Origin of the sequence: Mycobacterium sp. 1245111.1 (assembly GCF_001673405.1) — a bacterium.
GTDB lineage: Bacteria > Actinomycetota > Actinomycetes > Mycobacteriales > Mycobacteriaceae > Mycobacterium.
Map to the genome: position 1 here is coordinate 1 of NZ_LZLV01000122.1, position 25,360 is coordinate 25,360.

A 25,360-nucleotide genomic window follows, 5' to 3' on the forward strand; every position below is an offset into this window, starting at 1 on the left:
GCTGGTCGACTCGTTGGGCACGGCCGCCTCGACCGGCCTGAGCATGGCCGTCATCCCCGTGCGCGAAGGCGCCCGAGCGCTGTCGGCCGGCCTGGCCGCACCCACGCTGAGCCGGCACAGCTGGCGCGGACGAGGCCGCGCCTGGGTCGAGGTCCGCGGCCTCGACGGGCCGGACGGCGCCGAGCTCGGACGCTTCGTGGTCGACGCCGTCAGCGCCCGGTCGGGCGTGAAGTCCGTCAGCGTCAACCGCCCGCTGTCCCGCATCGTGGTGACAATCGCCCACGACCAGATCTCGCTGCGGGATCTCTGCCGCGACGTCGACGAGGCCGAAAAGCGCTGGCGGGCAAGCGGTACCGTCGACCAAAAACGTAGCACCACCCGTCCGAAGCCGCTCCCGGGAGACGGACTGCTGCTGGCCACCAATGCGCTGGGAGTCGGCGCCACCGCGGTGGGCGTCAGCGCGGCGGTCGCGGGCCGGCTCCTGCGGTGGCCACACCTGCTCGACGGCGTCGAGGCGTTGGTGGTGGCCGTCGACTACCAGCCACGGGTGCGCAAGCTGCTCGAAGACAGCATCGGCCACTCGTCCGCCGACGCGGTGCTGAGCGTGGCGATGGTGGTGGCCCACGTCCTCGAACTGTCACCGGCGTCGCTGGCCGTCGACCTCGCGATGGAGATCCTGAAAGCCGCCGAGTTCCAGGCCGAAGCGCAGGCCTGGAATCGTCACGAACCCGCGCTGGCCCGCCATGCCGAACATTCCGAGGTGCACCCGCCGTCGCGGCCGGTGCCACCGGCCGAGGGGCCGGTCGAGCGGCACGCCCGGCGCAGCGCCTGGGGCCAGGTGATCGGGACCGCGGCCGTCGGGGCGTTCACCCGGAACCCGGGGATGGCCGCCACGGCAACCCTGGTTACCACGCCAAAAGCCAGCCGGACCACCCGCGAATCGTTCGCCGCAGCCCTGGGGCAGGGCTTGGCTGCGCAACACGAAGTGTTGCCGTTGCATCCGGAGAAGCTCCGTTGGCTCGACCGCGTGGACGCGCTGCTGGTCGACCCCCGCGTGTTGTGCACCAACACCCTGCGCGTCGTGCGTGTCCGGGGCGCCGGGGAGGACGAGCTGACGCCGGCATGGAATCGCGCCCAGTTGCTCCTGGAGAAGAAAGGTCTCACCGTCGGCTGGCATTCGGTCGACGCGAATGTCGAGGCGCTGATCGGTCCGGCGCACGACCCGCTGGCCTCCGCTGTGCTGGCCGAAGCGCGACGCGCGGGTCTGGAGCTGATCTCCGTCGAAATCGACGATCTCGGTGAGCTGCATCCCGCATTCGACGACCTGCGACCCCTGCAACCGGCATCCATGGATTCGGCGCTTGCCGCCGCGCTGGCCGATCTGCAGGAGGCGGGACACACCGTCGCGGTCATCTCGTCGGCTGCGGCACAAGCACTTTCGTCGGCCGACGTCGGACTGGGCTTGATGCCCAACTCCGACTCCGAGCCGCCACCCTGGACCGCAGATGTGATCCTGAACGACCTCGACGGGGTGTGGCGGCTACTGCACGCCATTCCCGCCGCCAAGTCGGCGAGTCGCCGTGGCATCGAAATAGCAACCGGTGCAACTGCATTGGGGGCACTGCTGATGGTGCCCGGCGTCCGCGGGCGTGGCCCTGGGCCGGTGACGACGGGCGCGGCCGCCGGTCTGCTGTCGGGCTACCTGATGGCCCGCCGGGTGTTGCGCGCGCCGACCCCGCTGCCCGCCCCGATCCACGACTGGCACGCCATGTCGATCGATCAGGTCCGAAAGATGTTGCCGCCGCCTGAAGCTGAACTGGTGGCGGAGCCACGCCACGGCATCGCGACCCGGGCCATGGACACCGCTTATCGCGGCGCCCAGTTCACCGACCGTCCGCGCCAGGCTGTCTGGCAGTTTCTCAAGGCGGTGCGCGCCGAGTTGTCCGATCCGCTGACACCGGTGCTGGCCCTCGGCTCGGCGGCCAGTGCGGTGCTGGGCTCGCCGGTCGACGCGGTGCTGGTCGGTTCGGTGCTCACCGGGAACTCGATGCTGGCGGCCAGCCAACGGCTGCGCGCCGAGAGCCGACTCAATGAGCTTCTGGCCCAACAGATTCCGCCAGCCCGCAAGGTCGCGTTCACACCCGACGGCTCACCGGTCTACACCGACGTGCTGGCCGCGGAACTGCGGCCCGGCGACGTCATCGAGGTTCGCACCCACGAGGTGGTACCCGCCGACGCCCGGCTCATCGAAGAAGAAGACCTCGAGGTCGACGAGTCCACGCTCACCGGCGAATCGTTGCCGGTGGAAAAGCAGGTCGACGCCACCCCGGGTGCCGATCTGGCCGAGCGGCGCTGCATGCTCTACGGCGGAACCACCATCGTCGCGGGCACCGCGGTGGCGCTGGTGACGGCCGTCGGCGCCGATACCCAGGCCCGTCGTGCCGCCGAACTGGTCTCCAGCGAACTCCCCCAAATCGGTCTGGAGCATCAGCTCAGCCAGCTGACCAACCGGGCCTTCCCGGTCAGTGTCACCGGCGGACTTCTGGTCAGCGGTCTTGGTCTGTTGCGCGCCAAGGGCATTCGTCAGGCCGTGGCCAGCGGGATCGCGATCACCGTGGCCGCGGTGCCCGAGGGCATGCCGCTGGTGGCGACCCTCGCGCAGGCGGCATCGGCCCGACGATTGACGAATTTCGGTGCGGTGGTGCGGGTTCCACGATCGGTGGAGGCGCTGGGCCGCATCGACGTGGTGTGCTTCGACAAGACGGGCACTCTTTCTGAGAACCGGTTGCGGGTGTCGCAGGTGCATCCCGCCGAAGGCTTCTCCGACGACGAAGTGCTGCGCTGCGCGGCCAGCGCCGCACCGGACGCCAACGGCGGCCCGCAGGTGCACGCGACCGACCGGGCGATCATCGAGGCGGCGAAGTCGGTCGCCGACGTGACCGCCGAAGCCGACGCGCATCTGCCGTTCCGGTCGGGCCGCTCGTTCTCGGCATCGGTGTTCGGTGACGAGCTCACCGTCAAGGGCGCACCCGAGGTCGTGCTGGCCGCCTGCACCGGCGTCGGACCCGAGATCGACGCGACCGTCCGTGGGCTGGCGGCTGAGGGCCTGCGCGTCATCGCCGTCGCGCGCCGCCGGTTGAGCCCGCAACAGGCCCAACTGGTCGCCGAGGACGAGGATGCCATCGTCGATCTGGCCGGCGGCGAGCTGTCGCTGGCCGGTTTCCTCGGGTTGTCCGACACCCCGCGCGCCGAGGCGCCGGCGCTGCTGGCGGCGCTCACCCAGCGGGAAATCGGCATCCGGCTGATCACCGGCGACCACCCCATCACCGCGGCGGCGATCGCGCGCGAGATGGGCATGTCGATCACCGCCGACCAGGTGATCAGCGGCGCCGAGTGGGACGCGCTGTCCCGCAAGGATCAGGAACGGGTGGTGACCGAGCGGGTGATCTTCGCCCGGATGTCGCCGGAGAACAAGGTCCAGGTGGTCCAGACACTGGAACGCGCCGGCAAGGTCTGCGCGATGGTCGGCGACGGCGCCAACGACGCCGCCGCGATCCGCGCGGCCACCGTCGGCATCGGCGTCGTCGCCCGCGGCAGCGACTCGTCCAGCGTCGCGGCCGACGTGGTGCTTCTGGACGCCCGCATCGAAGCGTTGTTGAACGCGATCGACGAGGGCCGCGAGCTGTGGCGGCGGGTACAGGCCGCGGTGTCGGTGCTGCTCGGCGGCAACGCCGGCGAAGTCGCGTTCGCGATCATCGGCAGCGCGATCACCGGCGATTCGCCGCTGAACACCCGACAGCTGCTGCTGGTCAACATCTTCACCGACGCGCTGCCCGCGGCCGCATTGGCGGTCAGCAAGCCCAGCGGGCCGGCTGGGGCCGACGGACCCAAAGGGAGAGGCCCCGACCAGCGGGCGCTCTGGGAGGCCGTCGCGATCCGTGGCGCGACCACCGCGGCGGCGGCGACGGCGGCGTGGACGATGGCCGGGTTCACCGGACGGCCGCAACGGGCGTCGACGGTGGCGCTGGTTGCCCTGGTTTCTGCGCAGCTGGGTCAGACGCTGCTGGACTCACGCACTCCGCTGGTCGTGTTGACCGCGGGCGGATCGTTGGCCGTGATGGGGACGCTGATCAGCATCCCCGGCGTCAGCCAATTGCTTGGCTGTACCCCGCTGGGCCCCCTCGCCTGGGCGCAGGCGCTGGGCTCAGCCGGGGTTGCGACCGGCGCCGTGGCCGTCGCGACCCGTGCATTCGCTGATAAGCGGTCCGCCGAGCTGGAGTCCGGCCCGTCGACTCCGACCGAGTCACGACCTCCACAGCGCCGAGGCGCCACAGAACGGCGTACAACTGGGTCAAGGGGACGGTCAGCAGGCCAGCCACAGCTCCGCCTAGTGGGTCGGCGAGAGAATCAGTCGTCGACATAACCCCGACGGTGACCGCACCACCAGTCCCAATGGCAACGGCAACGTTACTGAAAGGCAAATGATGGCCGAAAAGAATTCTCGCCGCGCAACGTCGCAGGCAGACGCGGTGGCGCAGATCCGTGAAGGCGAGACTTTCGCGCTCAACCTGCCGGTTTTCGGACAAGTCGAGATCCCGCGACCCGAAGCTTTGGCCTATTACGGCGGTTTAGCGGCCTTAGCCGCGTTCGAGCTGATCGACTGGCCGGTCGCGGTGGTTATCGCCGCAGGTCACCTGCTGGCCAGCAACCACCACAACAAACTGCTCGAGGAGCTCGGCGAGGCCATCGAAGACGCCGAGTAGCGAAGTCAGCCGGCGCCGTTGCGCAGCGCGCGGCGGGCGGCCTCGACGTCGTGGTGGATCGGCATGCACATCAACTCCGCCACCCGGTACATGAAGCTCGTCGGCGATAAGACGATGACGATTTGATTGTCCGCGAACAGTCGATCCAGGGCCGCGAATCCGGCGCTGTCCAGGTATTTCACGCTGCTGAGGTGAAGGATCATCGGCCGCTCGCCGGGCAGCTCGCGCACCGACCGATCGAAGTCGACGACATTGGACGCATCGACCTCGCCCGTCACGGTTACCTCGACCGGCGTCGGCTCCGGGCCGGTCTGAAGCTCAAACTCCGCGCGGCTCATAACGTCACGCCTTCCACGAGTCCGGACTCGGGCAGCACTGCGCGCTCGAACGTCAACGTGATTCGCGTGCCGGCCGCGCTGCGGACCGTTCTGACATCGTCCGCCAGACCGTTGATCATGGTCAGCCCTCGCCCGCGCCGGTGGCTGCGTTGACTGGCCGACGAATCGCCCGACCACTGACCCGCATCGCTGACCGTGACGGTGACGGTCGCCCCGCGCACGAACGCTTCCACGGAAACCGTCTTGCTGGGATCGGCACCGCTGCCGTGCTCGATCGCATTCGTCACCGCCTCGCCGGTGGCCAACAGGATGTCGGATTCCCGTGCCGGCTCCAGGTCGAGGCCGGAAAGCCAGTCGCGCAACCGATGTCGCGCGTCGGCGATGTTGTCCAGCGACGCGGGCACCACCGTGGCGAAGCTGCGTCCCGAGCTGTGGCAGGGGCGCAGCGCCAGCAGCACGACGTCGTCGGTGTATCCGCCCGGCGGGGTCATCCGTTCGAGCAACTCGTCGCACAGGTCCCCGACCGGAAGGTCGGCGCGATATGCGGCGGCGCCCTGTAGCCGGTTGAAGCCGTGATCGAGCGCCTCGCCCGGCCGCTCGATCAGCCCGTCGGTGTAGAGCAGAATCACACTGCCGGTGGGTAATTCGTGCACCGCGGTGTCGCGCTTCAGCGGGCTGTCCCACGCCGCCACCGGGGGCCGCCGCCCCTCGGACAAGAACACCGGCGGTTGGTTCGGAGCCACCAGTAGCGGATAGGGGTGTCCCGCACACGAATAGCTGATCCGACCGATGCCGTCGCCGGTGTCGGGGTCCGAGCCGTCGTCGATCACGGCGTAACTGACCGTCGCGCACCGCGCCCCCGGCACTTTGGCGGCATACCTGTCCAAGTTGGCCAGCACCGCGGCAGGGTCGGCGTCAGTCAGCGCGCCGGCTGCCAGCCCCGCGCGCAATCTACTCATCGCGATCGCCGCGGGCAGACCGTGCCCGACCACGTCACCAACCGAAATCGCAATCCGGCCTTGGCGTTCCAGCGGGATCACCAGGTACCAGTCACCGCCGACGCGCATCGCCTCGCCGCCGGGCTGGTAGACCGCCGCGACGACGGCCGCCGTCGACCCGTGGTCGAGATCGAGCAGGTGGTCCTGGAAGTCGACGGCGATCCGGTGCTCGCGCTGCACAGTGCGGATGCGGTCGACGGCCGACTGGGTGGCCCTGGCAACCTGTGCGGCCCAATCGAGTTCGGCGGGATCGAATTCGCGCGGCGTCGACCAGAGCATTCCGAGCGTGCCGATGATTTTGCCGTCCAGCCCGCGCAGCGGCTGGCTGATGCACGACCGCACCGAGTCCGCCGTTTCGCCTACCACGTGCCCGTAACGCGGCGGCAGGTTGAGGGTGTCGGTGATGATCATCGGCTGACCGGTTTTGATAACGTCGACAGGCACGATCGGGGTGTCCATCGACGCGACGTGGTAGCGGTCCCGCATCTCCGGCGGCACCGGAGCGCCGTAGTCGAATCGGAGGTTCTTTCCTTCGGCGTCAAGCAAACCCAGGCAGACAATCGGCGGCTCGCCGGTGCCCAACGCGGCGCCCTGCAGCGCCTCGACGATCGCCACACTCGAATCGGCAGCCTGCAGGGCGGCGTCCAGCTGCGCGAAATCAAGGGCGATCTGCGCGCGCGCATCACTGGATCGCCGGCTCGCGCGTTCACGGGCCACCGCTGCCAGCCGCGCCGCGACGCGGTCGATTAAATCCTGTGACCTGAACGGTTTTAGCAAGTAGTCATCCGCGCCCCCGGCGAATCCTTGGCTGACGGCTTCCGACCCGGCCCGCGCCGATAGCATCAGCACCGGTGTCGCCGCCAGCGCCGGATCGGCCCGAAGAGCTGCGACCAGCTCGAAGCCGTTGAGGCGCGGCATCATCACGTCGGTGACGACGATGTCCGGGCGGAGCTTGCGGACGGATTCGATGGCGTCCTTCCCGTCGTTGACGAGCACCGTCCGCCATCGTGTCGACAGCACGCGCTCCAAATGTGCTCGCATATCGGCGTTGTCGTCGGCGATCAGTACCAACTCGCGCCCGTCGGGAACGGGCGGGACGTCGCTCGCCGATCCCGGCCGGGGCGTCACCCACTGATCCGCCTCGACAACGTACGGGTTTTCCAGCAGTCCCGCGGGCGAGTGCTCGACGGGCTCGCCGTCCACCGATCGGGGCAGCCGGACGGTGACCGCGGTGCCGCGGCCGAGTTGGCTGTCGAACTCCACGGTTCCGTGTTGCAAGTCGACGAGGCCCTGCACCAACGACAATCCGATTCCAGTGCCCTCGACGCTGCGCCCGCGGGCACTGTTCGCACGAAAGAACCGCTCCCCCAACCGCTTCAGGTCACCCTCGGCGATCCCGACGCCGGTGTCGCGTACCGTGATGTGGCACGAGGATGCGTCGCTGTGTGTCGTGACGGTGATGGAACCGCTCAGGGTGTATTTCACCGCATTGGACATCAAGTTGAGCACGATGGTCTCCCACAGGCCCGGATCGATGTCGGCCAGCGCGGGTCGGCAGTCGATCACCAACTCGAGGTCGGCACGCTGACACAGTTCGGCGAACGACGACGCGATGTGCGACGTCAGCGCGCCGACGTCGGTGCACACCAACGTGGCGGTGGCACGACCGGCTTCGATGCGGGAGAAGTCCAACAGCGAGTCGACCAGTCGCTGCAGGCGACCGACATTGCGTCGCGCGGCACTCAGGCGATTCGCCATCGCGCTGTCTGCGCTGGCTTCGGCCAACGCATCGTCGAGTGGCCCCAGCAAAAGCGTGAGCGGAGTACGGAATTCGTGGCTTACGTTGGTCAGAAACGCCGTCTTGACGTGGTCCAGTTCGGCGAAGGCGTCGGCCCGCCGGCGCTGCTGTTCGTAGGACACCGCCGAGGCCATCGCCGAGGACAGCTGGTCGGCGAAGAGCTGACAGAAGCCGACGTATTGGTCGTCGAGCACGCAGAGCGGATTCGTGCCGAGCAACAGGGCCCCGGCGGCAGGCCCCTCGCCCAGCGGCAGTAGCAGCGCATGGTCGGGACAGTCGCTGCCCAATGCCGCGTGGAGGCCGTCGATCAACGCAGCGACGTTGTCGATCACCCGCGTCTGCGACCGCGTCCGCGGCACGTCCCGAGATTTGGTCAGTTTCGCCAACGTCGGCGGCAGCAACGGCAGCACCGACCGCGTCGCGGCGCGCAGCGTGACCTCGGATACGTCTGGGTCCCCGACGTACATGGCGACGAACGGCACGTCGGCCGGTCGTTCGGCGCAGACCGCGACGGCCGCCCGCACGACATCGTCAATCGTGTTGGTGTCCATCACGGCCGAGGCCACGCCGTTGAGCAGGTGCAACCGACGTTCGCTCAGCACCCGGTCGGTGGTTTCGAACGACGGGCCGATGAGCCCGAACGTCGTGCCGTCAGCGCGGACCAGCGGGCTGTAGGTAAAGGTGAAATACCGCTCGCGCCGCCGGCCCTCGGTCACGATCGGCAGCATCAAATCGTGCGACCAGGTGGCTTCCCCGGTGGCGATGACACCGGCCAGCATCGGGCGGATCGATTCCCACACGTCCCACCACGCGTACTGTCCGCGCTGCCCCAGCGCCGCCGGGTGCCGGTCGGCCAGGATGGGAATGTAGGCGTCGTTGTAGATCAGGAAGAGTTCTTCGGTGTCCAGCCACAACACGATCGGAAAGCTCGACGCGAGCACCATCGCGACCGCCGAGCGCATTTCGGTCGGCCATGCGTGTGGCGGCCCGAGAGGGTGTGCGGTCCAGTCGAATTCGGCGAACCTGCGGCCCATTTCGCCCCCGAGCGCCACCGCGGCCGCGAGATCAGGGGGCAGCACCCTCGGGTCGCGTGGCCAGCCGGGGCGTTCGTGTCCGCTCACGATCCCGGTCCGGAATCACGGCCTTCCAATGCATCCGGGAATGTGGAGTACAACTCGAGCCGGCTGTCGAGGTTCGTCACCTCGATCGGGCGGACCACCAAGCCGTTGTCGGCGACCAGCCGGACCGTTGTGCCGGCCCGCAGCCCATGCTCGTGGACGTCGAGCACCGCGTTCAGCCCTGCGCTACCGAAGTACGTCACGTCGTTCAGATCCACGATGAGCAACCGAGAATCGTGGCCACCGGCCTGCTCCAATGCCGACTCCAGCTGGGACCTCAGCTCGCCTGCGGTACTGGAGTCGATCTCTCCGGAGGCACGTACCACCACAGCTTCGGGTCGGACTTCGGAGTCGACCACCAACAGTTCCATCAGGTTCACCCGCTTCGACGCGCTCACAGTCCCCGGCCTGGAGCCTATCCGGTGGACTCACCCGGAATACGTTGATGCACGGTCAACAACAGGTGGTCGAAGGCGGCCTGAGTGTCCGCCGACGGCGGTGGCAGCGTGGAGATTTCGGAGATGAGTTGCTTGGCCAGCGAACGCAGTTTGGTGTTGGTCTCCTGCGACCGCCATCTCAGCACGCCGAAGGCCTGCTCGGGGCTGACCCGGTAGATGGCCATCAAGATGCCTTTGGCCTGCTCGATCACCGCGCGTGCCTCGAACAGATCGGGCAGCGCCTCGTCGAGCGCGTTCTGCCGGTTCTCGACGAAGGTCGCGGTGAGGTCCAGGTAATAGCCGGCGGTTCCGACCACCGTGCCGGTCTCATCGGACATCCGGTCGGCCACCACGATCGCGTCGTGCACGTGGCCGCTCGTGTCGATGAAGCGGTGGCGGTTGGAAAACGAGGTCTTGGACAGCAGTGCGCGGTCGAGCAGATCCTGAACGTGGCCGCGGTCGTCGGGATGCTTGTGCGACATCAGCAATTCAGTCGTCGGCTCGACCGTCCCGGGTTCGTAGCCGTGCATGCGGGCCAATTCGTCGGACCATTCCCAGTGCTGCCCGACGAACCAGAATCGAAACGAGCCAACGGCGGGTTTGTCGGCGTCGACGGCCGGCCACCGGGCGGGCCAAGCATCGGGGCCAGTGCTCGTTTCACCCACCTTTCGCACGCCGACCATCCTTCCACCGATGCCCCTGCTTGCCCACCGATTACGCGGCACTTGATCTTCTCGCCTGCGCACCGCGGACGGCCTGCGCTAGCGTGGAGGCTGCGTTGAGAACACGCGCCCGGCGACGATGCGGACCGTGCAGCGGTCCGAGGAGGAGCCGGGCAAGAAGCGGGAGCGCACACCCGGTGCGCTGAGAGGACGGCTCGGGGCCGTCGACCGTAAGAACCTGACCGGGTAATGCCGACGTAGGGAGAGAAGAAATGACCGATTTGGCAGTCGAACCGACCGTGACCACCGGCCCGATCGCCGGCAGCAGCAAGATCTACCGCGAGCTCGAGGGCGTTCCGGGCGCGAAGGTGCCGTTCCGGCGGGTACATCTGTCCAACGGCGAGCACCTCGACCTCTACGACACCTCGGGTCCGTACACCGATCCCGACGCCGTCATCGACGTGCACGCGGGCCTGCCGGCCCGGCCCGGCGTGGTCCGTGACCGCGGCACCCAGCTGCAGCGGGCCCGCGCCGGCGAGATCACCGCCGAAATGGCGTTCATCGCCGCACGCGAGCAGATGCCCGCCGAACTGGTTCGCGACGAAGTGGCGCTGGGCCGCGCGGTGATCCCGGCCAACCACAACCACCCCGAGAGCGAGCCGATGATCATCGGCAAGGCGTTCGCAGTCAAGGTCAACGCCAACATCGGCAACTCGGCGGTCACCTCGTCGATCGCCGAGGAAGTCGACAAGATGGTGTGGGCCACCCGATGGGGCGCCGACACGATCATGGATCTGTCCACCGGCAAGGACATCCACGCCACCCGCGAGTGGATCATGCGTAACTCGCCGGTGCCGGTCGGCACGGTGCCGATCTATCAGGCGCTGGAGAAGGTCAACGGCGACCCGACGGAGCTGACCTGGGAGCTGTACCGCGACACCGTGATCGAGCAGTGCGAGCAAGGTGTCGACTACATGACCGTGCACGCCGGTGTGCTGCTGCGGTACGTGCCCCTGACGGCCCAGCGGGTGACGGGGATCGTGTCCCGCGGCGGCTCGATCATGGCCGCCTGGTGCCTGGCGCATCACCGGGAATCGTTCCTGTACACCAACTTTGCCGAGCTGTGCGACATCTTCGCTCAGTACGACGTGACGTTCTCCCTGGGCGACGGTCTGCGGCCCGGATCCATCGCCGACGCCAATGACGCCGCCCAGTTCGCCGAGCTGCGCACGCTGGGCGAGCTGACCAAGATCGCCAAAGCCCATGGCGCACAAGTGATGATCGAGGGCCCAGGGCACGTCCCGATGCACAAGATCGTCGAGAACGTGCGGCTCGAAGAGGAGCTGTGCGAGGAGGCCCCGTTCTACACGTTGGGACCGCTGACCACCGACATCGCACCGGCATACGACCACATCACCTCCGCGATCGGCGCGGCGATCATCGCGCAGGCGGGTACGGCGATGCTGTGCTACGTCACGCCCAAGGAACACCTTGGCCTGCCGGACCGCAAGGACGTCAAGGACGGTGTGATCGCGTACAAGATCGCCGCGCATGCCGGTGACCTCGCCAAGGGACATCCGCACGCGCAGCAGCGCGATAATGCGTTGTCGCAAGCGCGTTTCGAGTTTCGCTGGCACGACCAGTTCGCGTTATCGCTCGACCCCGACACCGCGCGGGAGTACCACGACGAGACGCTGCCGGCCGAACCCGCCAAGACCGCGCACTTCTGCTCGATGTGCGGCCCGAAGTTCTGCTCGATGCGCATCACGCAGGACGTCCGGGACTACGCGGCCAAGCATGGACTCGACAGCGCCGAAGCCATCGAGGCGGCCATGGCGGAGAAGTCGGTCGAGTTCGCCGAGCACGGCAACCGGGTGTATCTGCCGCTTGCCCAGGCGTGATCGCCAGCGCGGCGAAGCCGGGCGCAGCGGGTCGCGCCTCAAAGGCCCAGGCGTGAGCTATCTTCCGCTGGCGCCGCCTGGTGCGACGCCACCGCGGGTGCTCACGATCGCGGGGTCCGACTCCGGCGGCGGCGCCGGTATGCAGGCCGACATCCGCACCTGCACCCTGCTCGGTGTCCACACGCTGTGCGCCGTGACGGCGGTGACGGTACAGAACACGGTGGGCGTCAAGGACTTTCACCCGGTTCCGCCCGACGTGGTCGCGGCCCAGATCGCGGCGGTGTGCGGCGACATCGTGCCGCAGGCCGCCAAGACCGGGATGCTCGCGACGGCCGAGATCATCGGGGCCATCGCGAGCAGCTGGCGTGAGCACGGGGCGGGCGTGCCCCTGGTGGTCGATCCGGTGTGCGCGTCGATGCACGGCGACGCGCTGCTCGACGGTTCGGCGCTGAATGCGCTTCGCACCGAACTGTTTCCGCTCGCCACGCTGGTGACGCCCAACCTGCATGAGGTGCGGCTGCTGGTGGAGATCGACGTCGTCGACGCGACAACGCAGGCCGAGGCCGCCCGCGCCCTGCATGCGCTGGGGCCGCAATGGGCCATGGTCAAGGGCGGGCACCTGTCGAGGTCGGCCAGCAGTACCGATCTGTTGTTCGACGGGAACGACTTTCACGAGTTCGAGTCGCCGCGGGTGCACACCACCCACGACCACGGCGCCGGCGACACCCTGGCCGCGGCGACGGCGTGCGCGCTGGCGAATGGCTACGCCCTGCTCGACGCGGTCGCGTTCGGAAAAGGCTGGGTGACCGAGAGTCTGCGGGCCTCGTATCCGCTCGGGCACGGCCACGGCCCGGTCTCGCCGCTGTTTAGGCTGCAGCCATGACTGGTCTCGACGACATCGCGGGCATCGCCCACGAACCCGACGGCACACCGGCCGGCGTGGTGGTGCTGACGCACGGCGCCGGTGGCAACCGTGAATCGCCTATGCTGCAACGACTTTGCGACGAGTGGGCCCGGCGCGGCTGGCTGGCAGTCCGCTACGACCTGCCGTACCGGCGGCGACGTCCGAAAGGTCCGCCGTCTGGGTCGTCGGCCACCGACCGCGCCGGGGTCGTCGAGGCCATCGCGGTGTGCCGCAGGCTGGCCACCGGTCCGCTGATCGCCGGGGGTCACTCCTACGGCGGTCGAATGACGTCGATGGTGGTCGCCGCGAAAGAGGCGAACGTCGATGTGCTGACGCTGTTCTCCTACCCCGTGCATCCGCCCGGCAAGCCGGAGCGGGCCCGCACAGAGCATCTGCCCGATATCGCCGTGCCGACCGTGTTCACCCACGGCACGTCGGATCCGTTCGGCTCCCCGGATGAGGTGCGCGACGCCGCCGCATTGATTGCCGCCCCTACTCAGATCGTCGAGATCGCGGGGGCGCGCCACGACCTCGGCTCCAAAACCCTGGACGTGCCCGGGTTGGCCGTGGCGGCGGCGCTGCGCTTGCTCGGCCGCGACTGAATCACGCGCTCTTGTCGGTCTCGTGCAGACCGCGCTCGCGAATGACGGTCGCCGCGACGTCCACCAGCTTGGTGTTCGAGGTCTGCGACGTCTTGCGGAGGATGTCGAACGCGTCGGAGTCGGAAATGTCGTTGAGCGCCATCAGGATTCCGATGGCCTGGCCGATCGAGCGGTTGCTGGTCAACCCTCGCCGTAGGGTGGCCGCGTCCTCGCTGTGCGCCGCCGCAGTGGTCGCCACCGTGGCGAACGCCCCCAGCACGACCGCGTGTTCTACCGACTCGCTGCCAAGCGCGTCGGGCACGTCCGAAAACACGTTCAGCGCGCCGATCTTCGCCCCATCCACCGGGACTCGAACGCTCATCGCGCCCCGAACCGGCGTCTCGGCGATCACCCGCTCCGTCAGCTCCGGCCAACGACTGCTGGAGGCCAAATCCGATTCGAGCTGAGCGCCGCGACTTTCGATGGTCTCGACACATGGGCCGATTCCTAGCGCCAGTTCGAGCCGATCGACGTGGCGTGCGACGTCATCGCTGACACCTGCCGTCCGGCACGTGCCGTCGCGGCAGACCATCAGGCTGGCGTGGTCGCAGCCGGGGACGGTCAGCGTCGCGGCCACACATATCGCGGAATACACCTCCTGCGGATTGTCACTTCGACGAACGACGTCCGCCAGCGAGGTGAACACGCGTGCCGCATCGGGTCGTATGCGGGACGGCACGGTGGTCTCCTTCGGAACTGAAAATCGATGGGCGGCAGCGGGTTCGCGTAGCGCTGCCGCCCATCCACGGATTAGGCGTTGACGGCCTCGGGCGCCTTGGCGCCGCGACCGATGGCGATCTTGCGCGGTTTGGCCCGTTCGCATACCGGAATCCGAAGGCGCAACACGCCCCCCTCGTACGACGCGTCGATGTGCTCGGTGTCGAGGTTGTCGCCCAGCACGAGCTGACGGCTGAAGACACCGCGCGGCCGCTCGTTGGCGAGCATGTCCCGATTTGGGTCGACAGCGGGACGGTCGGCCCGAACCGTCACCACGTTGCGTTCGATGTCCAGGTCGAGTGATTCCGAGTCGACACCCGGAAGATCGAACTCCACGAAAAACGCATCCCCTTCGCGCCACGCGTCCATGGGCATGACCGCGGGTCGCGCGGCGGTGCCCATCACCTGCTGGGCGAAACGGTCCAGGTCCCGGAATGGGTCGGTACGCATCAGCATGGTGGTCACCTCTGATCTCCAATCCTTGCAAACTGCCATGTATAACCTGTGCCGATTGACACAGATTTGATATAGCACTTTAGAAAGATAGACGCAAGTGTGATACAAATATTTTCTGTAGACAGAGCCAAGGATGATGATCAGATGACCGACCGATCCGACAGCCCGGGCACGCCCCCCGCTGATCACGGCGTCTACGGGATCTCCATCGCCGCCGAGCTTTCCGGCGTCGCGGTGCAGTCGTTGCGGCTCTACGAGCGGCACGGCCTCCTCAGCCCGGCCCGTAGCGACGGTGGGACCAGGCGCTACAGCGCCGATGATCTTGTCCGCCTGCGACGCATCAGCGAACTGGTCGATGCCGGGGTGAATCTGGCCGGCATCGCACGCATCCTTGATCTCGAGGACGACAACGCCGAACTCCAGGCGGCCAACCGGGCGATGAGAGCCAAAAAGACGTCGCCCAGATCGCGCTGAGGGTTTACCGGTACCGCGGGTACTGCGTATATTGTCGTGCCATGAGTTCGGAGCGCTTCGAAGCCCTCATCGTCGGTGCCGGGTTCGGCGGCATCGGTGCGGCCATTCAGCTCAAGCGGATGGGTATCGAGGACTTCGTCATTCTCGACCGCGAGGACGACCTCGGCGGGACCTGGCACGTCAATCACTACCCGGGCCTGGCCGTCGACGTCCCGACCACCACCTACTCGTACTTTTTCGAGCCGAACCCGAACTGGTCGCGGTTGTTCACCCCCGGGCCCGAGATCAAGCAGTACGCCGCGGGCGTGGCCGACAAGTACGACGTTCGGCGGCACATGCGGTTCAACACCGTGGTGGAAAGCGCCCGCTGGGATGAGGAGACCCGCCACTGGCAGGTCGCGCTTTCCGGCGGCGACGTGCTATCGGCGCGCTACCTGATCACCGCCACCGGGTTCCTGTCGCAGCCGAAGACACCCGACATTCCCGGGATCACCACGTTCGAGGGCAAGGTCATCCACACCACTGCGTGGGAGGACGACTTCGACCCGACCGGTCACCGCGTCGGGATCATCGGGACCGGTGCGACCGCTGTCCAGCTCATCCCCAAACTCGCGGAGAAGGCGGCCGATCTCACCGTCTATCAGCGCACCCCGATCTGGGTCGCCCCGAAGATCGACCTACGGTTCTCGGATCGCGCCAAGCGCCTGTTCGCGCGCCTGCCGTGGACCCAGCGGGCGATCCGGTCGATCACCGACACCGTCTACGAGATGATGATTACGGTCGGCTTGGTGCGCTATCGAGTTCCGCTGTTCAAGCGGCTCAACATCTCCGCGATGGATCTGTGCAAGATCAATCAGTTCGTCGCGATTCGCGACAAGGAACTGCGCCGCAAGCTGACCCCCGACTACGACCTCGGATGCAAGCGGCCGACGTTCTCCAACACGTACTTTCGCACCTTCACCAAGCCACACGTACACCTGCAGGCCGATGGCATCGAACGTATCGAGGGCGACGGCATCATCAACGCCGACGGCTCGAAGACGCACATCGACACGCTGGTGCTGGCCACCGGATTCGACCTGTGGGAGGCCAACTTCCCGGCCATCGAAGTGATCGGCCGCGACGGCCGCAATCTCGGAAAGTGGTGGCGGGACACGCGTTTTCAGGCCTATCAAGGCGTGTCGATGCCCTACTTCCCGAACTACCTGAGCCTGGCCAGCCCGTTCGCCTTCTTGGGTCTGAACTTCTTCAACACGATGGAGTACCAGATGCGGCTGATGGACCGGCTTTTCGGTGAGCTCAAGCGTCGGGGCGCCGACACGTTCGAGGTGACCGAAGAAGCCAACGCGCGCTACCTCGACCGCATGACCGAACTGCTGGGCGACTCGTTGTGGATTCTCGGCAACTGCGCCACCTCACGTTCCTACTACTTCAACCCCAGCGGAGAACCCTCGCTGCTGCGCCCGATGGCCACCTCGACAGCGATCGAGGAGGCGTCGAATTTTCCGATCAGCGACTACGCGATCAGCTAAGGAGAGGCATGTCTCGCACAAGCAACCGCTTGGCCCGCTTTTCAGGTCTGGCGCTGGCCGGCGCTGGGCTGGCCCACTTCACCAACCCGGCGCTGTTCGAGCCGATAACGAAGTCCGCCTTCCCGCGTAACACCCGCCAGCACCTCTATACCAATGGCAGCATCGAAACCGTGTTGGGATTGAGCTTCGCGAGTCGTCAGACTCGCAGCCTGGGCGTCGTCGGAATCATCGGATACTTGGCATACCTCGGCGGCAACGCTATCCGGCAGTACCAAAAAGCGTAGCGTTCATCAGTTTTCGCACACACGCCTGCGCATAGGCGGAATTGTCTTCCGTGTCCTCGTAGTGCACCAGCCGGCCGACGTCGACCACCAAAGCCATCGCCGCGTGCACCAGAATTCGCGCCTGGGTCTCGGTCAGCGCTGGACGCGCCGCCGCCAGCAGGCGCATCCACGCGTCGATCGTCGAGCGCTGCACAGCGCGAAGCAACTCCTGGTCCACCCGGGTCAGGTTCACCCGCTCGGTGTAATAGATCGCGGCCAGATCCGGGTTGGCGAATGACGTTGCGACGTAAGCCTCGATCAACAACGTGAGCATGTGGCCGGGTTCGCTCAGCCCGGTCAGGATCGCCGACAGCCGGCCTGACACCCGATCGGCCGCGCGACGTAGACCCGTCGCGAGGATGTCGCACTTGCCGGGAAAGTACCGGTAGATCCCCGAGACCGGAATGCCGACCGCCGACGCGATTTCGGCCATGCTGGTCTCGGGATAACCCTTGGCGTTGAACAAGACCATCGACGCCTGCAGCAAGGCTTCATAAACCCCGGTATCGGCTTCGAAGATCCGCCATGAGCAGGGCCGCTCGAAGGCGTCTTCCGGTTCGGGCAGGTCGGCGCCGATCACGGCCGACGCGGCTGCCCGCAACAACGCACGAAGCTCGTCGGCGGGCAGCTGTACCCGGTGGTCGACCACGCTACCGATCACGCTGAGCATTCCGGCCGAGGCCATCCACCGCTGCGGGGATGTGAGGTGCGGGCGAATCACCATGAGCGGCCGTTGAATTCGGCGATTGACCAACCGGAGTTGGTCGCCAAGCGCGGACTGATCGTCGCCGTGCAGGTAGCGGGCCTGCCACCGGTACAACCCGCCCGACTCGCGGTTGGCCAGCGTCACGTCGATCAGCGCGTCGATCAGCCGATCCAGCGTTTCGCCGGGGTCGCTGTCATCGGCGTCGGCGAAATCGGTGCAGTCGACCAGTTGCTGGCCAAGTGCCAGAACCGCATTACGGAACAGATCGTATTTGCTCGCATGGTGGCGGTAAAGTGCCGGCGCCGAAATTCCGACCTTGGCGGCGATCGCCTCCATGCTGACGGCGTGGTAGCCCTGCGCGCTGAACGCCTCGGCAGACGCCCGCGCGATCTGGTCCTTACGGTCTTTGGGACGACGGCGTACGACCGCGGCGCCCTGGGCTCGCGCTGTCGTCACCGCCCCACCCTAACCGCCGGGTGGCTGGCGAAAAAACCTACCGCCGGGTCAGAATCGCTATTAACATAATCAGCACTCGCCGCGTTATGCGGTCGGTCAGGGGCCACGGACGGAGGTAACCGAACTGGTCGTGCCGTTCCCCGGGTCGATCTTGACGTGGCCGGTGCTGCTGTTCTCGAACGTCTGCATGACATAACAGGTATTCACATGCGCGCGCTCGACGGAGAGGAGAACGATGAGCAATCGCCAGCTAACGCTCGGAATCCTGGGGGCCGCGTTGGTCGTCGCGGGGCTGTCGGCCATGTGGTTCCCGGTGCACTTGGACCAGTACGACCGCTGGGGGATGCAGATCAGTTGCGGCCGAGGCTTCAGCGCGAGCGCTCTGGAGCCGGCCGAGTCTTATGGCGCCGACTACACCGGTCAGTGCGGGTCGGCGTTGCTGCTGCGTCGGCTCTGGGCCATCCCCGCCGCCGTCGTCGGTTGGGTGCTGGTGATGATCACCGTGGCGATCTGGGTCCGCAGCACACCCGAAAACGCCGAAGAGAGCACACGTTTCTGGGAGCTGCGGGGCGACGCCACCTGACATTTAGACAGTTGAAACTGTACAGTTTGAGCTGCCTGATGTACGGTGGATCAAGTGGACGGGATCAGCGATTCTGCGGTATCCGCCGCGCGGGACCTACGTGTGCTGTTCAGCCGGTTGCGGCGTCGACTCAAAAGCGTCGCCACCGGTGGCGGCCTGACGCCGTCGCAGACCGCGGTGCTCAACCGGTTGTGGAAGGACGGCGCATCGACGACTAGTGGTTTGGCCAGCGCCGAACAGGTGCGGCCGCAGTCGATGGCCGCCATCGTGACCGCGCTGGACGAGCATGGCCTGATTCGACGCGCGCCCGACCCCGACGATGGCCGGCGGCAAGTCATTTCGCTGACGGCGGCCGGACGCCGGCGGGCGCAGAGCGATCGTCAGGTCCGCGAGGAATGGCTGGCCCGTGCCATGCAGGAGCGCTACTCGGAGCGGGAACGCCGCGTCATCAATGAGGCGTTGTCGTTGCTTGAGCGCTTGACCGACTAACGAAGGGAAGATCCCATGGAATTAGGCATACACTTCATCGATTTCTTGCCGGGCGATGCGGCTGCGCTGACGCCGACCCTGCTGTCGACCGCCACGGCCGCCGAGGACATCGGCGCGACGCTGTTCACCTTGGCGGACCACTTCTTCCAGATGGAAGCCGTTGGGCGCGCGGAAGATCCGTTCTTGGAGGGCTATACCTCGCTGGGTTACCTGGCGGGCCGGACCACCGATATCGAGTTGGCGTTGCTGGTGACCGGGGTGACCTACCGGCACCCGGGACTCTTGGCCAAGACCGTGACCACACTCGACGTGCTCTCGGGGGGCCGGTCGATGCTCGGTCTCGGGGCCGCCTGGTATGAGCGTGAGCACCTCGCTCTGGGAGTTCCGTATCCGTCGGTCAGCACGCGGTTCGAGATGCTCGAAGAGACGCTGCAGATTTGTCAGCAGATGTGGAGCGACAACGACGGTCCTTACGACGGCAAGCACTATCACCTGGCCGAAACCCTCTGCGTGCCACAGCCGATTCGGCGTCCACCGATTCTGATCGGTGGCGGGGGTGAGAAGAAGACACTGCGGCTGGTCGCGCAGTACGCCGATGTCTGGAACTCCACTGATTCCGAGATCGACGTGCTTAAGCACAAGATCGACGTGTTGAGCCGCCACTGCGATACGGTCGGGCGCGACGTTACCGAGATTCGCAAAACCGTCGGCGTCTTCGAGGACCCATTTGCAGACGTCGACGGGTACTTGAAGAAGCTCGAGCGGCTTGCCGAGCTCGGTGTCGACATGATCAACACCGGTCCGGTGCCGGGCACGCCGGATCCTGCCGGCTTCGTGAAGCGGTTCGGCGACGAGGTGATGCCGAGGTTGTCTGAGATCGGTTGAGCCGTCGCAGGTTCTACAGGCTGGCGATGATCCGCGCCCGCTCCGCGGCGTATTCGTCGTCGGAGATGGCTCCGCTGGCGCGGAGGTTCTCGATCTCCTGAAGTCGTTTCGTGGTTGGTACCACGGTCGACGTGGGCGTCCACCGTGCGGGCGGAGCCGGCGTCGTCGCGCCGAGGCTCGGACTCCCGCTGTTCAGCAGGCCGAGACGCAACAACATGACGAGTAGGCCGATACCTCCGGCCGGCAAGCACAACAGCAACATCCAATCGGTGGACACGCCGAGGTCGCTGAGCGCGACGAAGCGCACCACGAACGAGAGCGTGAACAGCGCGGCTATCGCCGCGGCCAGGATGACGACGGGCTTGTTGTTGGAGTTCATCTCAGGTGTTCCTTTCAGTTGGGCCCGAATACCGTTCGGCCAGCGATCACCGCTGGCCGAACGGTATGGGTGTCAGGGGCAGGTGACGTCGAGTTCGAACGACTTGTTGACTTGCCCGCCCATCGGGTTGGCCATGTCCACGCCGGTGGCGGTGCCGGTGATCTTGTAGGAGCTGCCGTCCTTGGTAGCGTCAGCCTTGCCGCTGGTACCGCCGACGGCGAGCGTGACGCCGTTGACATTGCCCAGCGCAACGGATTTCACGACGGGCGGGGTCGCATCGGTCAGCACGGCACCGATGCCGGTGGCACCGGGACCGGTTCCGCCACCGATGGCGATGTTGACCGTGCCGGCGACCTTGGTGCAGGCCACCTGGCCGGTGACTTTCTGGTCTTTGCCATCGACGACCACCTTGGTGTTGGACGCGCCGGCGGGTGCAACGGCGGCATTGCCGACGCTGACGGCCCTGTCCTGGTGTGAACAACCCACCATCACGGTGGCGAAGGTCGCGGCCGTGCCGGCGATGATCAGAATGTTGCGTTTCATTGAGAGACTCCTTGTCTGCGTTGTTGACGTACTGCGTAATCACTGTGCGGCAGTGGGCTTTATGGATCCTTAATGCCGTCGGCCGCCGACCGCCACCCCTTCATGCGGACGCATCGGCGGCCATGTCCAGGTACATCGACTGAAGACCGACGCGACCAGGACCGGTGAAGCGATTGAAGATGAGATTTCCTGTGCCACCGAATATTCCGGTGCGCAGCCCGTAGACCTTCGGCTCCATCGAGACACTGTCGTCGCGGTAGATCCAACTTCCCGGCTCCACATCGATTTGCTCACCGGGCGCCAGCACCTTCTCGAACACATTGCCGTAGCCGTGCAGCCACACCACACCTTCTGACTGGGTTGCGGCGAACCGGTCCACGAAGAAGCCCGTCGCACCGAACATCATGTTCCGGATTCCCTTTTGGCGGGTGTAGCCGTACTCCAAATTGCCGGTGGCTGCGAGATATTGGTGCTCACGTACCTCGACAGCAGCACCGGGTCGCAGGTGGAGTGGGAAGACGTGTCCGGTGCCATCGCGGGAAAACGCGACCTGTCCCGGTCCCCGCGCCTCGGTCATCATCAACTGCATGCCGGCGATCATCCGTTTGAGCGCGCCCTTGCCCCTGAGCCCGATGTCGAGCCCAGGGTCCTTCCACAAGACGACGTGGTGCTCGAAGAACACCGGCACGCTGCCGTCGAGCCAGATGTGCAGCACCGGCACCAACTCTCCGTCGATGCGGTAGTACACACCCGGAGCCCGCCCGTCGGAGACGTTGGTGGGCAGTAACTGTGGCGGCTCGGGGCGATAAGAGGACGTGGTCATCGTCCCGGCTCAGGGTCGCTTGGCGTAGCGAGTGAGGAAGCCGAACGCGGCGACCCCGGCGACCACACCGACCACGCCCCACAGGACGATCGAGAACACCAGCGAGCCGAACAGGAAGTCGTAGGTCAGCGAGAGGTAGACCGACCAGAGCACGCGGTAGATGCACCAAAAGGCTGTCAGAGCTGCGCTGATGCCGATGATCAGGCTACGGTTGCGATCGACGCGGTCGATCTGTTCCTCGAGGTTGGCGGGCAAAATCTTCATCTGCGTTGTCCTTTCGTGAGGTTGCGGTGCTGCGTTGCAACACCTGTGCCCGCTCACTGTCCGGGACAGCGCTAACTGGATCCTTAATGCTCCGACAAGGCCGTGTCGACGGTGAATTCCTCGTCGCCGATTCGAACGCGATCACCGTGGCGCAGTTTCGCGCTGGGATCAATACGCTTCCCGCCCACCCGCACGCCGTTGGCCGATCCGAGATCGGTGATGAGCAGAGTCCGGCCGTCGTCGGCGATCACCGCGTGGTGGCGGCTGACCTTGGCGTCCGATAACACGATGTCGTTGTCGGGGCTTCGACCGATTCGGGTGGCCGAGCCGGCCAGTGCATAACGTCGTCCATCCGCACCGACCAACGCCGCGACGGCAGGGCCGCGGACTCGAATTGCGTTGTCCGACTGGGCGACTATGGTGTCTTCGGCATGTGACTGGGCGGCCTTGCGAGCGTCCAACGGCTCCTGGCGCAGGATACGTTCGTACAGCTCCCGGATGGTCCACCCGGGGTCGATGCCGAGGTCGTCCGCCAGTAGCGCCTTCAGCCGCAGGTACGCGTCCAGCGCATCCGCCTGGCGGTCGGCCAGGTAGTAGGCGGTAATCAGCTGCGCCCACAACGGTTCTCGATAGCCGTACCGTGCGGTCAGCGCTTCGAGTTCGGAGATCACGGCATGCGGGCGACCGCAGGCGATTTCGGCCTCGGCGCGCGCGATGTAGACCTGTACCCGCTCCTCGTCGAGAGCAGCGGCCAGGGTCTCGACGAAGTGAAAGTCGCTGAGGTCCTCAAGAACCCGGCCGCGCCATTGGCCGAGCGCGGCAAGCAGATGCCGGCTAGCCTGCTCGAATCGCGCTGCGGCGGCGGCCTGCACCCCGGCGTTCTTCTCGGCGATAAAACGGCCGAAGTCGTACTGGTCATCGCTGATGGACAATTGGTAGCCCGGTGGTCTGCTAGCCAGCACGGAACGGTCGATGCCCGCATCGCCCATCGCCCGGCGCAGATTGGAGATGTAGGCGTGCAGCGTGGCTCGCGCTCCCGACGGCGGCCGTTGGTCCCACGCGGCGCCCATGAGCGAGTCGATGCTCACCGGTCGATTCGCGTTGACGACCAACATCGCTAGCACCGCACGTTGTTTCGGGGTGCCCAATGGCACGGCTTCATCGCCGACGCGGACCTGCAGCGGGCCCAATACGCCGAACTCGGCCGCCGCAAAGGACTGCCCCGCGCCCAACCCATCGGCCATCATGATGTTTCTTCGCCCACCAGGTTCGTCAGCTAAACAACTACAGCAGCATAGCTTCCCGCTAAGATCTGCCCATGCCGGTGTCGGTGGGCGAAACGTTCGCGGGGTTCACGATCTTGCGCGTCCTCGGTGCCGGCGGGATGGGCACGGTGTACTTGGCCGCGCATCCACGCTTACCCCGCCAGGACGCGCTGAAGGTGCTGCCCGCGCAGTGGACCGCGGACCCGGAGTACCGGGAGCGGTTTCTGCGCGAAGCGGATCTCACCGCCAGCTTGTCGCACCCCAACATCCTGGGTGTCCACGACCGCGGCGAACATGACGGGCAGTTGTGGATCTCGATGGACTATGTCGGGGGAACCGACGCCTCCAAGCTGATCCGCGAACACCACCCGGACGGCTTGCCGGTCGGCCGGGCGCTCGAGATCGTCACCGCTGTCGCCTCGGCGTTGGATTACGCGCACGAACAGGGGTTGTTACACCGCGACATCAAACCGGCCAACATCCTGTTGGATGCGAAGGCGCAGCGAATTTTCCTGGCCGACTTCGGCATTGCTCGGCTCATTGACGATCCGGCGGGATTGACCGCAACCAACATGGCGGTCGGCACCATGTCCTACGCGGCGCCCGAGCAGTTGCGGGGCGAGCCCCTCGATGGTCGCACCGATCAGTATGCGTTGGCCTGCACGGCTTTTGATCTGCTCACCGGATCGCCGCCCTACGTCGACTCTAATCCCGCGGTGGTGATCACCAAACACGTTGCGGCGGCCATACCTTCAGTCAGTGAGCGCCGGCCGGAGTTGGCCGCACTGGATCCTGTGTTGGCCAGGGCGATGGCCAAGACGCCCAAGGACCGGTATGCCAGCTGCGGAGAGTTCGCCCGGGAATTGAACTCCGCGCTCAACCAGCCGTCCGGTCACATCCGGCACGCTCCCCCGCCGCCACCGACCCGGCCCGAACCGGCGCCCACCCTGATGACGCCGACGCGACGAGTTTCGCGTCCCAAATTGATTGCGGCACTTGCGGGCACCGTCTTGATCGTCGCGGCGGCGATATTCGCGGGGGTCGCCCTGGTCGGGCGCCAGGACCATACAGCACCCCCAGCGCCGGCCGCCCCGTATCCGTTCTCGGGCACCTACCGCGCCGACTACGGTCCGGGCACCGATCTCGAGGGCAAACCGGTGATCGGCGCACCCCCAATGACGGGCACCTGGGATGTGCGCTCCAACTGTGGCGCGGGCGGCTGCGTCGCGACGGCGTCGTACACCGGCGGCAGTGGCATGGTGCTCGTCTCGAACCTGGTGTTCGATCAGATCGGCGCGAATTGGCTTGCGGTGGGTCTCGCTTCGACACCCTGCAACGACGCGCCCACCGAAGTCTGGGTGGTGTTCACCCTGCAACCACAGCCCGACGGCACGCTGACCGGGGAAACCACGCGGTCCACCATCAACAGCTGCAGCGCCGCCAAACGCACCGTAACCTTCACCCGCACGGGAGATCCCGACCTCGCCAAGGTTCCCGACCCGGCGTCGCTGCCGCCCCGGTCGCCATCGCCGTCCACCGCACTGCGCGGGCGCTACCACGAGACGATCACCTACGCGAACGGCGGTTCCGCGCCCGGACAAGACGATCTGACGGTCCGCACCGTCTGCCTGCGCACCGGCGAACGCTGCCTCAGCCTGTTCCATGCGGTCGACGGGGTGGTACCGCTGGTATTCAGCGGCACCAAGTGGACCCGCAACGACGAGGGCACCGTGCCCTGCAATCTCGGCGGGACCGTGCATATCAAACTCACCGCCGAATACCCGCTGCCCGACCCGCTACAGGACCCGATCCCGTTGCTCACCGGCCACGGTCACAATGAGACGACCGGAAGCGCCTGCGCCGGAGGCGATTTCGAAGACAAGTTCGAACGTACCGGGGACTAGA

General features: G+C 66.6%; 24 protein-coding genes, 1 pseudogene and 1 riboswitch. Of the genes and pseudogenes, 12 read left to right on the plus strand and 13 right to left on the minus strand.

What is annotated here, in order from left to right; all coding sequences use genetic code 11:
* Positions 1-2,047: 2,047 nt before the first annotated feature.
* Positions 2,048-4,171: pseudogene (locus A5658_RS29420) on the plus strand (cation-translocating P-type ATPase); the annotation flags it as partial.
* On the opposite strand, the gene A5658_RS29135 reads toward A5658_RS29420, so the two are convergent.
* Positions 4,146-4,421, minus strand: a complete 276-nt coding sequence (locus tag A5658_RS29135; protein ID WP_255361356.1) for an Rv1535 domain-containing protein — start codon at positions 4,419-4,421, stop codon at positions 4,146-4,148. The pseudogene A5658_RS29420 and the gene A5658_RS29135 overlap by 26 nt on opposite strands.
* A gap of 63 nt (positions 4,422-4,484) precedes the next feature.
* On the opposite strand from A5658_RS29135, the gene A5658_RS19815 reads away from it, so the two are divergent.
* Positions 4,485-4,763: a hypothetical protein gene (locus tag A5658_RS19815; RefSeq protein WP_156751568.1), complete on the plus strand. Its 279-nt coding sequence runs from the start codon at positions 4,485-4,487 to the stop codon at positions 4,761-4,763.
* 5 nt (positions 4,764-4,768) lie between these two features.
* Here the strand turns inward: A5658_RS19815 and A5658_RS19820 are convergent, their stop codons facing one another.
* Genes A5658_RS19820 through A5658_RS19835 form a run of 4 tightly spaced genes read right to left on the minus strand, consistent with a single transcriptional unit; the run spans position 4,769 to position 10,135 of the window.
* The gene (locus A5658_RS19820; protein ID WP_067339198.1) at positions 4,769-5,101 is read right to left on the minus strand and encodes an STAS domain-containing protein; all 333 of its coding nucleotides are present in this window, start codon (positions 5,099-5,101) and stop codon (positions 4,769-4,771) included.
* A complete protein-coding gene (locus A5658_RS19825; RefSeq protein WP_231997385.1) occupies positions 5,098-9,018 on the minus strand; it encodes a SpoIIE family protein phosphatase in 3,921 nt (1,306 codons plus the stop codon). The genes A5658_RS19820 and A5658_RS19825 overlap by 4 nt, the downstream gene beginning before the upstream one ends.
* A complete protein-coding gene (locus A5658_RS19830) occupies positions 9,015-9,413 on the minus strand; it encodes an STAS domain-containing protein (RefSeq protein ID WP_231997386.1) in 399 nt (132 codons plus the stop codon). Before A5658_RS19830 ends, A5658_RS19825 begins: the two co-directional genes overlap by 4 nt.
* A 17-nt stretch (positions 9,414-9,430) precedes the next feature.
* Positions 9,431-10,135 (minus strand): PAS and ANTAR domain-containing protein, encoded by a 705-nt coding sequence (locus A5658_RS19835; protein ID WP_067339202.1) that lies wholly within the window; start codon positions 10,133-10,135, stop codon positions 9,431-9,433.
* 154 nt (positions 10,136-10,289) lie between these two features.
* A riboswitch (TPP riboswitch) is annotated at positions 10,290-10,395 on the plus strand.
* On the opposite strand from A5658_RS19835, the gene thiC reads away from it, so the two are divergent.
* The 3 genes from thiC (at position 10,387) to A5658_RS19850 (ending at position 13,521) form a co-directional block, all read left to right on the plus strand.
* A complete protein-coding gene (thiC, locus tag A5658_RS19840; protein WP_067339288.1) occupies positions 10,387-12,015 on the plus strand; it encodes a phosphomethylpyrimidine synthase ThiC in 1,629 nt (542 codons plus the stop codon). It overlaps the preceding riboswitch by 9 nt.
* 52 nt (positions 12,016-12,067) lie before the next feature.
* Positions 12,068-12,898, plus strand: a complete 831-nt coding sequence (gene thiD / locus A5658_RS19845; protein WP_067339204.1) for a bifunctional hydroxymethylpyrimidine kinase/phosphomethylpyrimidine kinase — start codon at positions 12,068-12,070, stop codon at positions 12,896-12,898.
* Entirely contained in the window at positions 12,895-13,521 is a 627-nt protein-coding gene (locus tag A5658_RS19850; RefSeq protein WP_067339207.1) for an alpha/beta family hydrolase, read from the plus strand. The genes thiD and A5658_RS19850 overlap by 4 nt, the downstream gene beginning before the upstream one ends.
* A 1-nt stretch (position 13,522) precedes the next feature.
* Here the strand turns inward: A5658_RS19850 and A5658_RS19855 are convergent, their stop codons facing one another.
* Entirely contained in the window at positions 13,523-14,239 is a 717-nt protein-coding gene (locus tag A5658_RS19855; protein ID WP_067339209.1) for a GAF and ANTAR domain-containing protein, read from the minus strand.
* A gap of 71 nt (positions 14,240-14,310) precedes the next feature.
* Entirely contained in the window at positions 14,311-14,733 is a 423-nt protein-coding gene (locus tag A5658_RS19860; protein ID WP_067339291.1) for an Hsp20/alpha crystallin family protein, read from the minus strand.
* 144 nt (positions 14,734-14,877) lie between these two features.
* Here A5658_RS19860 and A5658_RS19865 point away from each other — a divergent pair, with 144 nt between their 5' ends.
* Genes A5658_RS19865 through A5658_RS19875 form a run of 3 tightly spaced genes read left to right on the plus strand, consistent with a single transcriptional unit; the run spans position 14,878 to position 17,023 of the window.
* A complete protein-coding gene (locus tag A5658_RS19865; RefSeq protein WP_067339211.1) occupies positions 14,878-15,207 on the plus strand; it encodes a helix-turn-helix transcriptional regulator in 330 nt (109 codons plus the stop codon).
* Positions 15,208-15,248: 41 nt separating this feature from the next.
* Positions 15,249-16,739: an NAD(P)/FAD-dependent oxidoreductase gene (locus tag A5658_RS19870; RefSeq protein ID WP_067339213.1), complete on the plus strand. Its 1,491-nt coding sequence runs from the start codon at positions 15,249-15,251 to the stop codon at positions 16,737-16,739.
* Between the two features lie 8 nt (positions 16,740-16,747).
* Complete coding sequence (locus A5658_RS19875) at positions 16,748-17,023, plus strand: hypothetical protein (RefSeq protein WP_067339215.1); 276 nt, start codon at positions 16,748-16,750, stop codon at positions 17,021-17,023.
* Here A5658_RS19875 and A5658_RS19880 read toward each other — a convergent pair.
* On the minus strand, positions 16,998-18,224 hold the full coding sequence (locus A5658_RS19880; protein WP_067339218.1) for a TetR/AcrR family transcriptional regulator: 1,227 nt from the start codon (positions 18,222-18,224) through the stop codon (positions 16,998-17,000). The genes A5658_RS19875 and A5658_RS19880 overlap by 26 nt on opposite strands.
* 235 nt (positions 18,225-18,459) lie before the next feature.
* Between A5658_RS19880 and A5658_RS19885 the strand changes: the two genes are divergently transcribed.
* Genes A5658_RS19885 through A5658_RS19895 form a run of 3 tightly spaced genes read left to right on the plus strand, consistent with a single transcriptional unit; the run spans position 18,460 to position 20,181 of the window.
* The gene (locus A5658_RS19885) at positions 18,460-18,807 is read left to right on the plus strand and encodes a hypothetical protein (protein ID WP_067339221.1); all 348 of its coding nucleotides are present in this window, start codon (positions 18,460-18,462) and stop codon (positions 18,805-18,807) included.
* A 54-nt stretch (positions 18,808-18,861) separates the two neighbouring features.
* Positions 18,862-19,296, plus strand: coding sequence for a MarR family winged helix-turn-helix transcriptional regulator (locus A5658_RS19890; protein ID WP_067339293.1), 435 nt, complete (start codon positions 18,862-18,864; stop codon positions 19,294-19,296).
* A 15-nt stretch (positions 19,297-19,311) separates the two neighbouring features.
* On the plus strand, positions 19,312-20,181 hold the full coding sequence (locus A5658_RS19895; RefSeq protein ID WP_067339223.1) for an LLM class F420-dependent oxidoreductase: 870 nt from the start codon (positions 19,312-19,314) through the stop codon (positions 20,179-20,181).
* Positions 20,182-20,194: 13 nt separating this feature from the next.
* Here A5658_RS19895 and A5658_RS19900 read toward each other — a convergent pair whose 3' ends face one another.
* From A5658_RS19900 to A5658_RS19920, 5 genes are all read right to left on the minus strand, one after another.
* On the minus strand, positions 20,195-20,560 hold the full coding sequence (locus A5658_RS19900) for an SHOCT domain-containing protein (protein WP_067339225.1): 366 nt from the start codon (positions 20,558-20,560) through the stop codon (positions 20,195-20,197).
* 72 nt (positions 20,561-20,632) lie between these two features.
* Positions 20,633-21,103 (minus strand): lipoprotein LpqH, encoded by a 471-nt coding sequence (locus tag A5658_RS19905; RefSeq protein WP_067339227.1) that lies wholly within the window; start codon positions 21,101-21,103, stop codon positions 20,633-20,635.
* A gap of 100 nt (positions 21,104-21,203) precedes the next feature.
* Entirely contained in the window at positions 21,204-21,926 is a 723-nt protein-coding gene (locus A5658_RS19910; protein ID WP_067339228.1) for an AIM24 family protein, read from the minus strand.
* Positions 21,927-21,935: 9 nt separating this feature from the next.
* Positions 21,936-22,190, minus strand: coding sequence for a hypothetical protein (locus tag A5658_RS19915; protein WP_067339230.1), 255 nt, complete (start codon positions 22,188-22,190; stop codon positions 21,936-21,938).
* Between the two features lie 83 nt (positions 22,191-22,273).
* Complete coding sequence (locus tag A5658_RS19920) at positions 22,274-23,434, minus strand: BTAD domain-containing putative transcriptional regulator (RefSeq protein ID WP_067339295.1); 1,161 nt, start codon at positions 23,432-23,434, stop codon at positions 22,274-22,276.
* A 74-nt stretch (positions 23,435-23,508) separates the two neighbouring features.
* Between A5658_RS19920 and A5658_RS19925 the strand changes: the two genes are divergently transcribed.
* Positions 23,509-25,359 carry a serine/threonine-protein kinase gene (locus A5658_RS19925; RefSeq protein ID WP_067339232.1) on the plus strand — a complete coding sequence of 617 codons (1,851 nt, stop codon included), beginning with the start codon at positions 23,509-23,511 and terminating at the stop codon, positions 25,357-25,359.
* The last annotated feature ends 1 nt before the right edge of the window (position 25,360 follow it).

What these genes read in the sequence shown, in the direction of transcription:
- A5658_RS19815 (WP_156751568.1), top strand. Translation starts at nt 4,485, where the DNA reads ATGGCCGAAAAGAATTCTCGCCGCGCAACGTCGCAGGCAGACGCGGTG.
- A5658_RS19885 (WP_067339221.1), top strand. Translation starts at nt 18,460, where the DNA reads ATGAGCAATCGCCAGCTAACGCTCGGAATCCTGGGGGCCGCGTTGGTC.
- A5658_RS19905 (WP_067339227.1), bottom strand. Translation starts at nt 21,103, where the DNA reads ATGAAACGCAACATTCTGATCATCGCCGGCACGGCCGCGACCTTCGCC.
- A5658_RS29135 (WP_255361356.1), bottom strand. Translation starts at nt 4,421, where the DNA reads ATGTCGACGACTGATTCTCTCGCCGACCCACTAGGCGGAGCTGTGGCT.
- A5658_RS19900 (WP_067339225.1), bottom strand. Translation starts at nt 20,560, where the DNA reads ATGAACTCCAACAACAAGCCCGTCGTCATCCTGGCCGCGGCGATAGCC.
- A5658_RS19820 (WP_067339198.1), bottom strand. Translation starts at nt 5,101, where the DNA reads ATGAGCCGCGCGGAGTTTGAGCTTCAGACCGGCCCGGAGCCGACGCCG.
- A5658_RS19915 (WP_067339230.1), bottom strand. Translation starts at nt 22,190, where the DNA reads ATGAAGATTTTGCCCGCCAACCTCGAGGAACAGATCGACCGCGTCGAT.
- A5658_RS19875 (WP_067339215.1), top strand. Translation starts at nt 16,748, where the DNA reads ATGTCTCGCACAAGCAACCGCTTGGCCCGCTTTTCAGGTCTGGCGCTG.
- A5658_RS19925 (WP_067339232.1), top strand. Translation starts at nt 23,509, where the DNA reads ATGCCGGTGTCGGTGGGCGAAACGTTCGCGGGGTTCACGATCTTGCGC.
- A5658_RS19870 (WP_067339213.1), top strand. Translation starts at nt 15,249, where the DNA reads ATGAGTTCGGAGCGCTTCGAAGCCCTCATCGTCGGTGCCGGGTTCGGC.
- A5658_RS19910 (WP_067339228.1), bottom strand. Translation starts at nt 21,926, where the DNA reads ATGACCACGTCCTCTTATCGCCCCGAGCCGCCACAGTTACTGCCCACC.
- A5658_RS19850 (WP_067339207.1), top strand. Translation starts at nt 12,895, where the DNA reads ATGACTGGTCTCGACGACATCGCGGGCATCGCCCACGAACCCGACGGC.
- A5658_RS19835 (WP_067339202.1), bottom strand. Translation starts at nt 10,135, where the DNA reads ATGGTCGGCGTGCGAAAGGTGGGTGAAACGAGCACTGGCCCCGATGCT.
- A5658_RS19895 (WP_067339223.1), top strand. Translation starts at nt 19,312, where the DNA reads ATGGAATTAGGCATACACTTCATCGATTTCTTGCCGGGCGATGCGGCT.
- thiC (WP_067339288.1), top strand. Translation starts at nt 10,387, where the DNA reads ATGACCGATTTGGCAGTCGAACCGACCGTGACCACCGGCCCGATCGCC.
- A5658_RS19865 (WP_067339211.1), top strand. Translation starts at nt 14,878, where the DNA reads ATGACCGACCGATCCGACAGCCCGGGCACGCCCCCCGCTGATCACGGC.
- A5658_RS19860 (WP_067339291.1), bottom strand. Translation starts at nt 14,733, where the DNA reads ATGCTGATGCGTACCGACCCATTCCGGGACCTGGACCGTTTCGCCCAG.
- A5658_RS19920 (WP_067339295.1), bottom strand. Translation starts at nt 23,434, where the DNA reads ATGGCCGATGGGTTGGGCGCGGGGCAGTCCTTTGCGGCGGCCGAGTTC.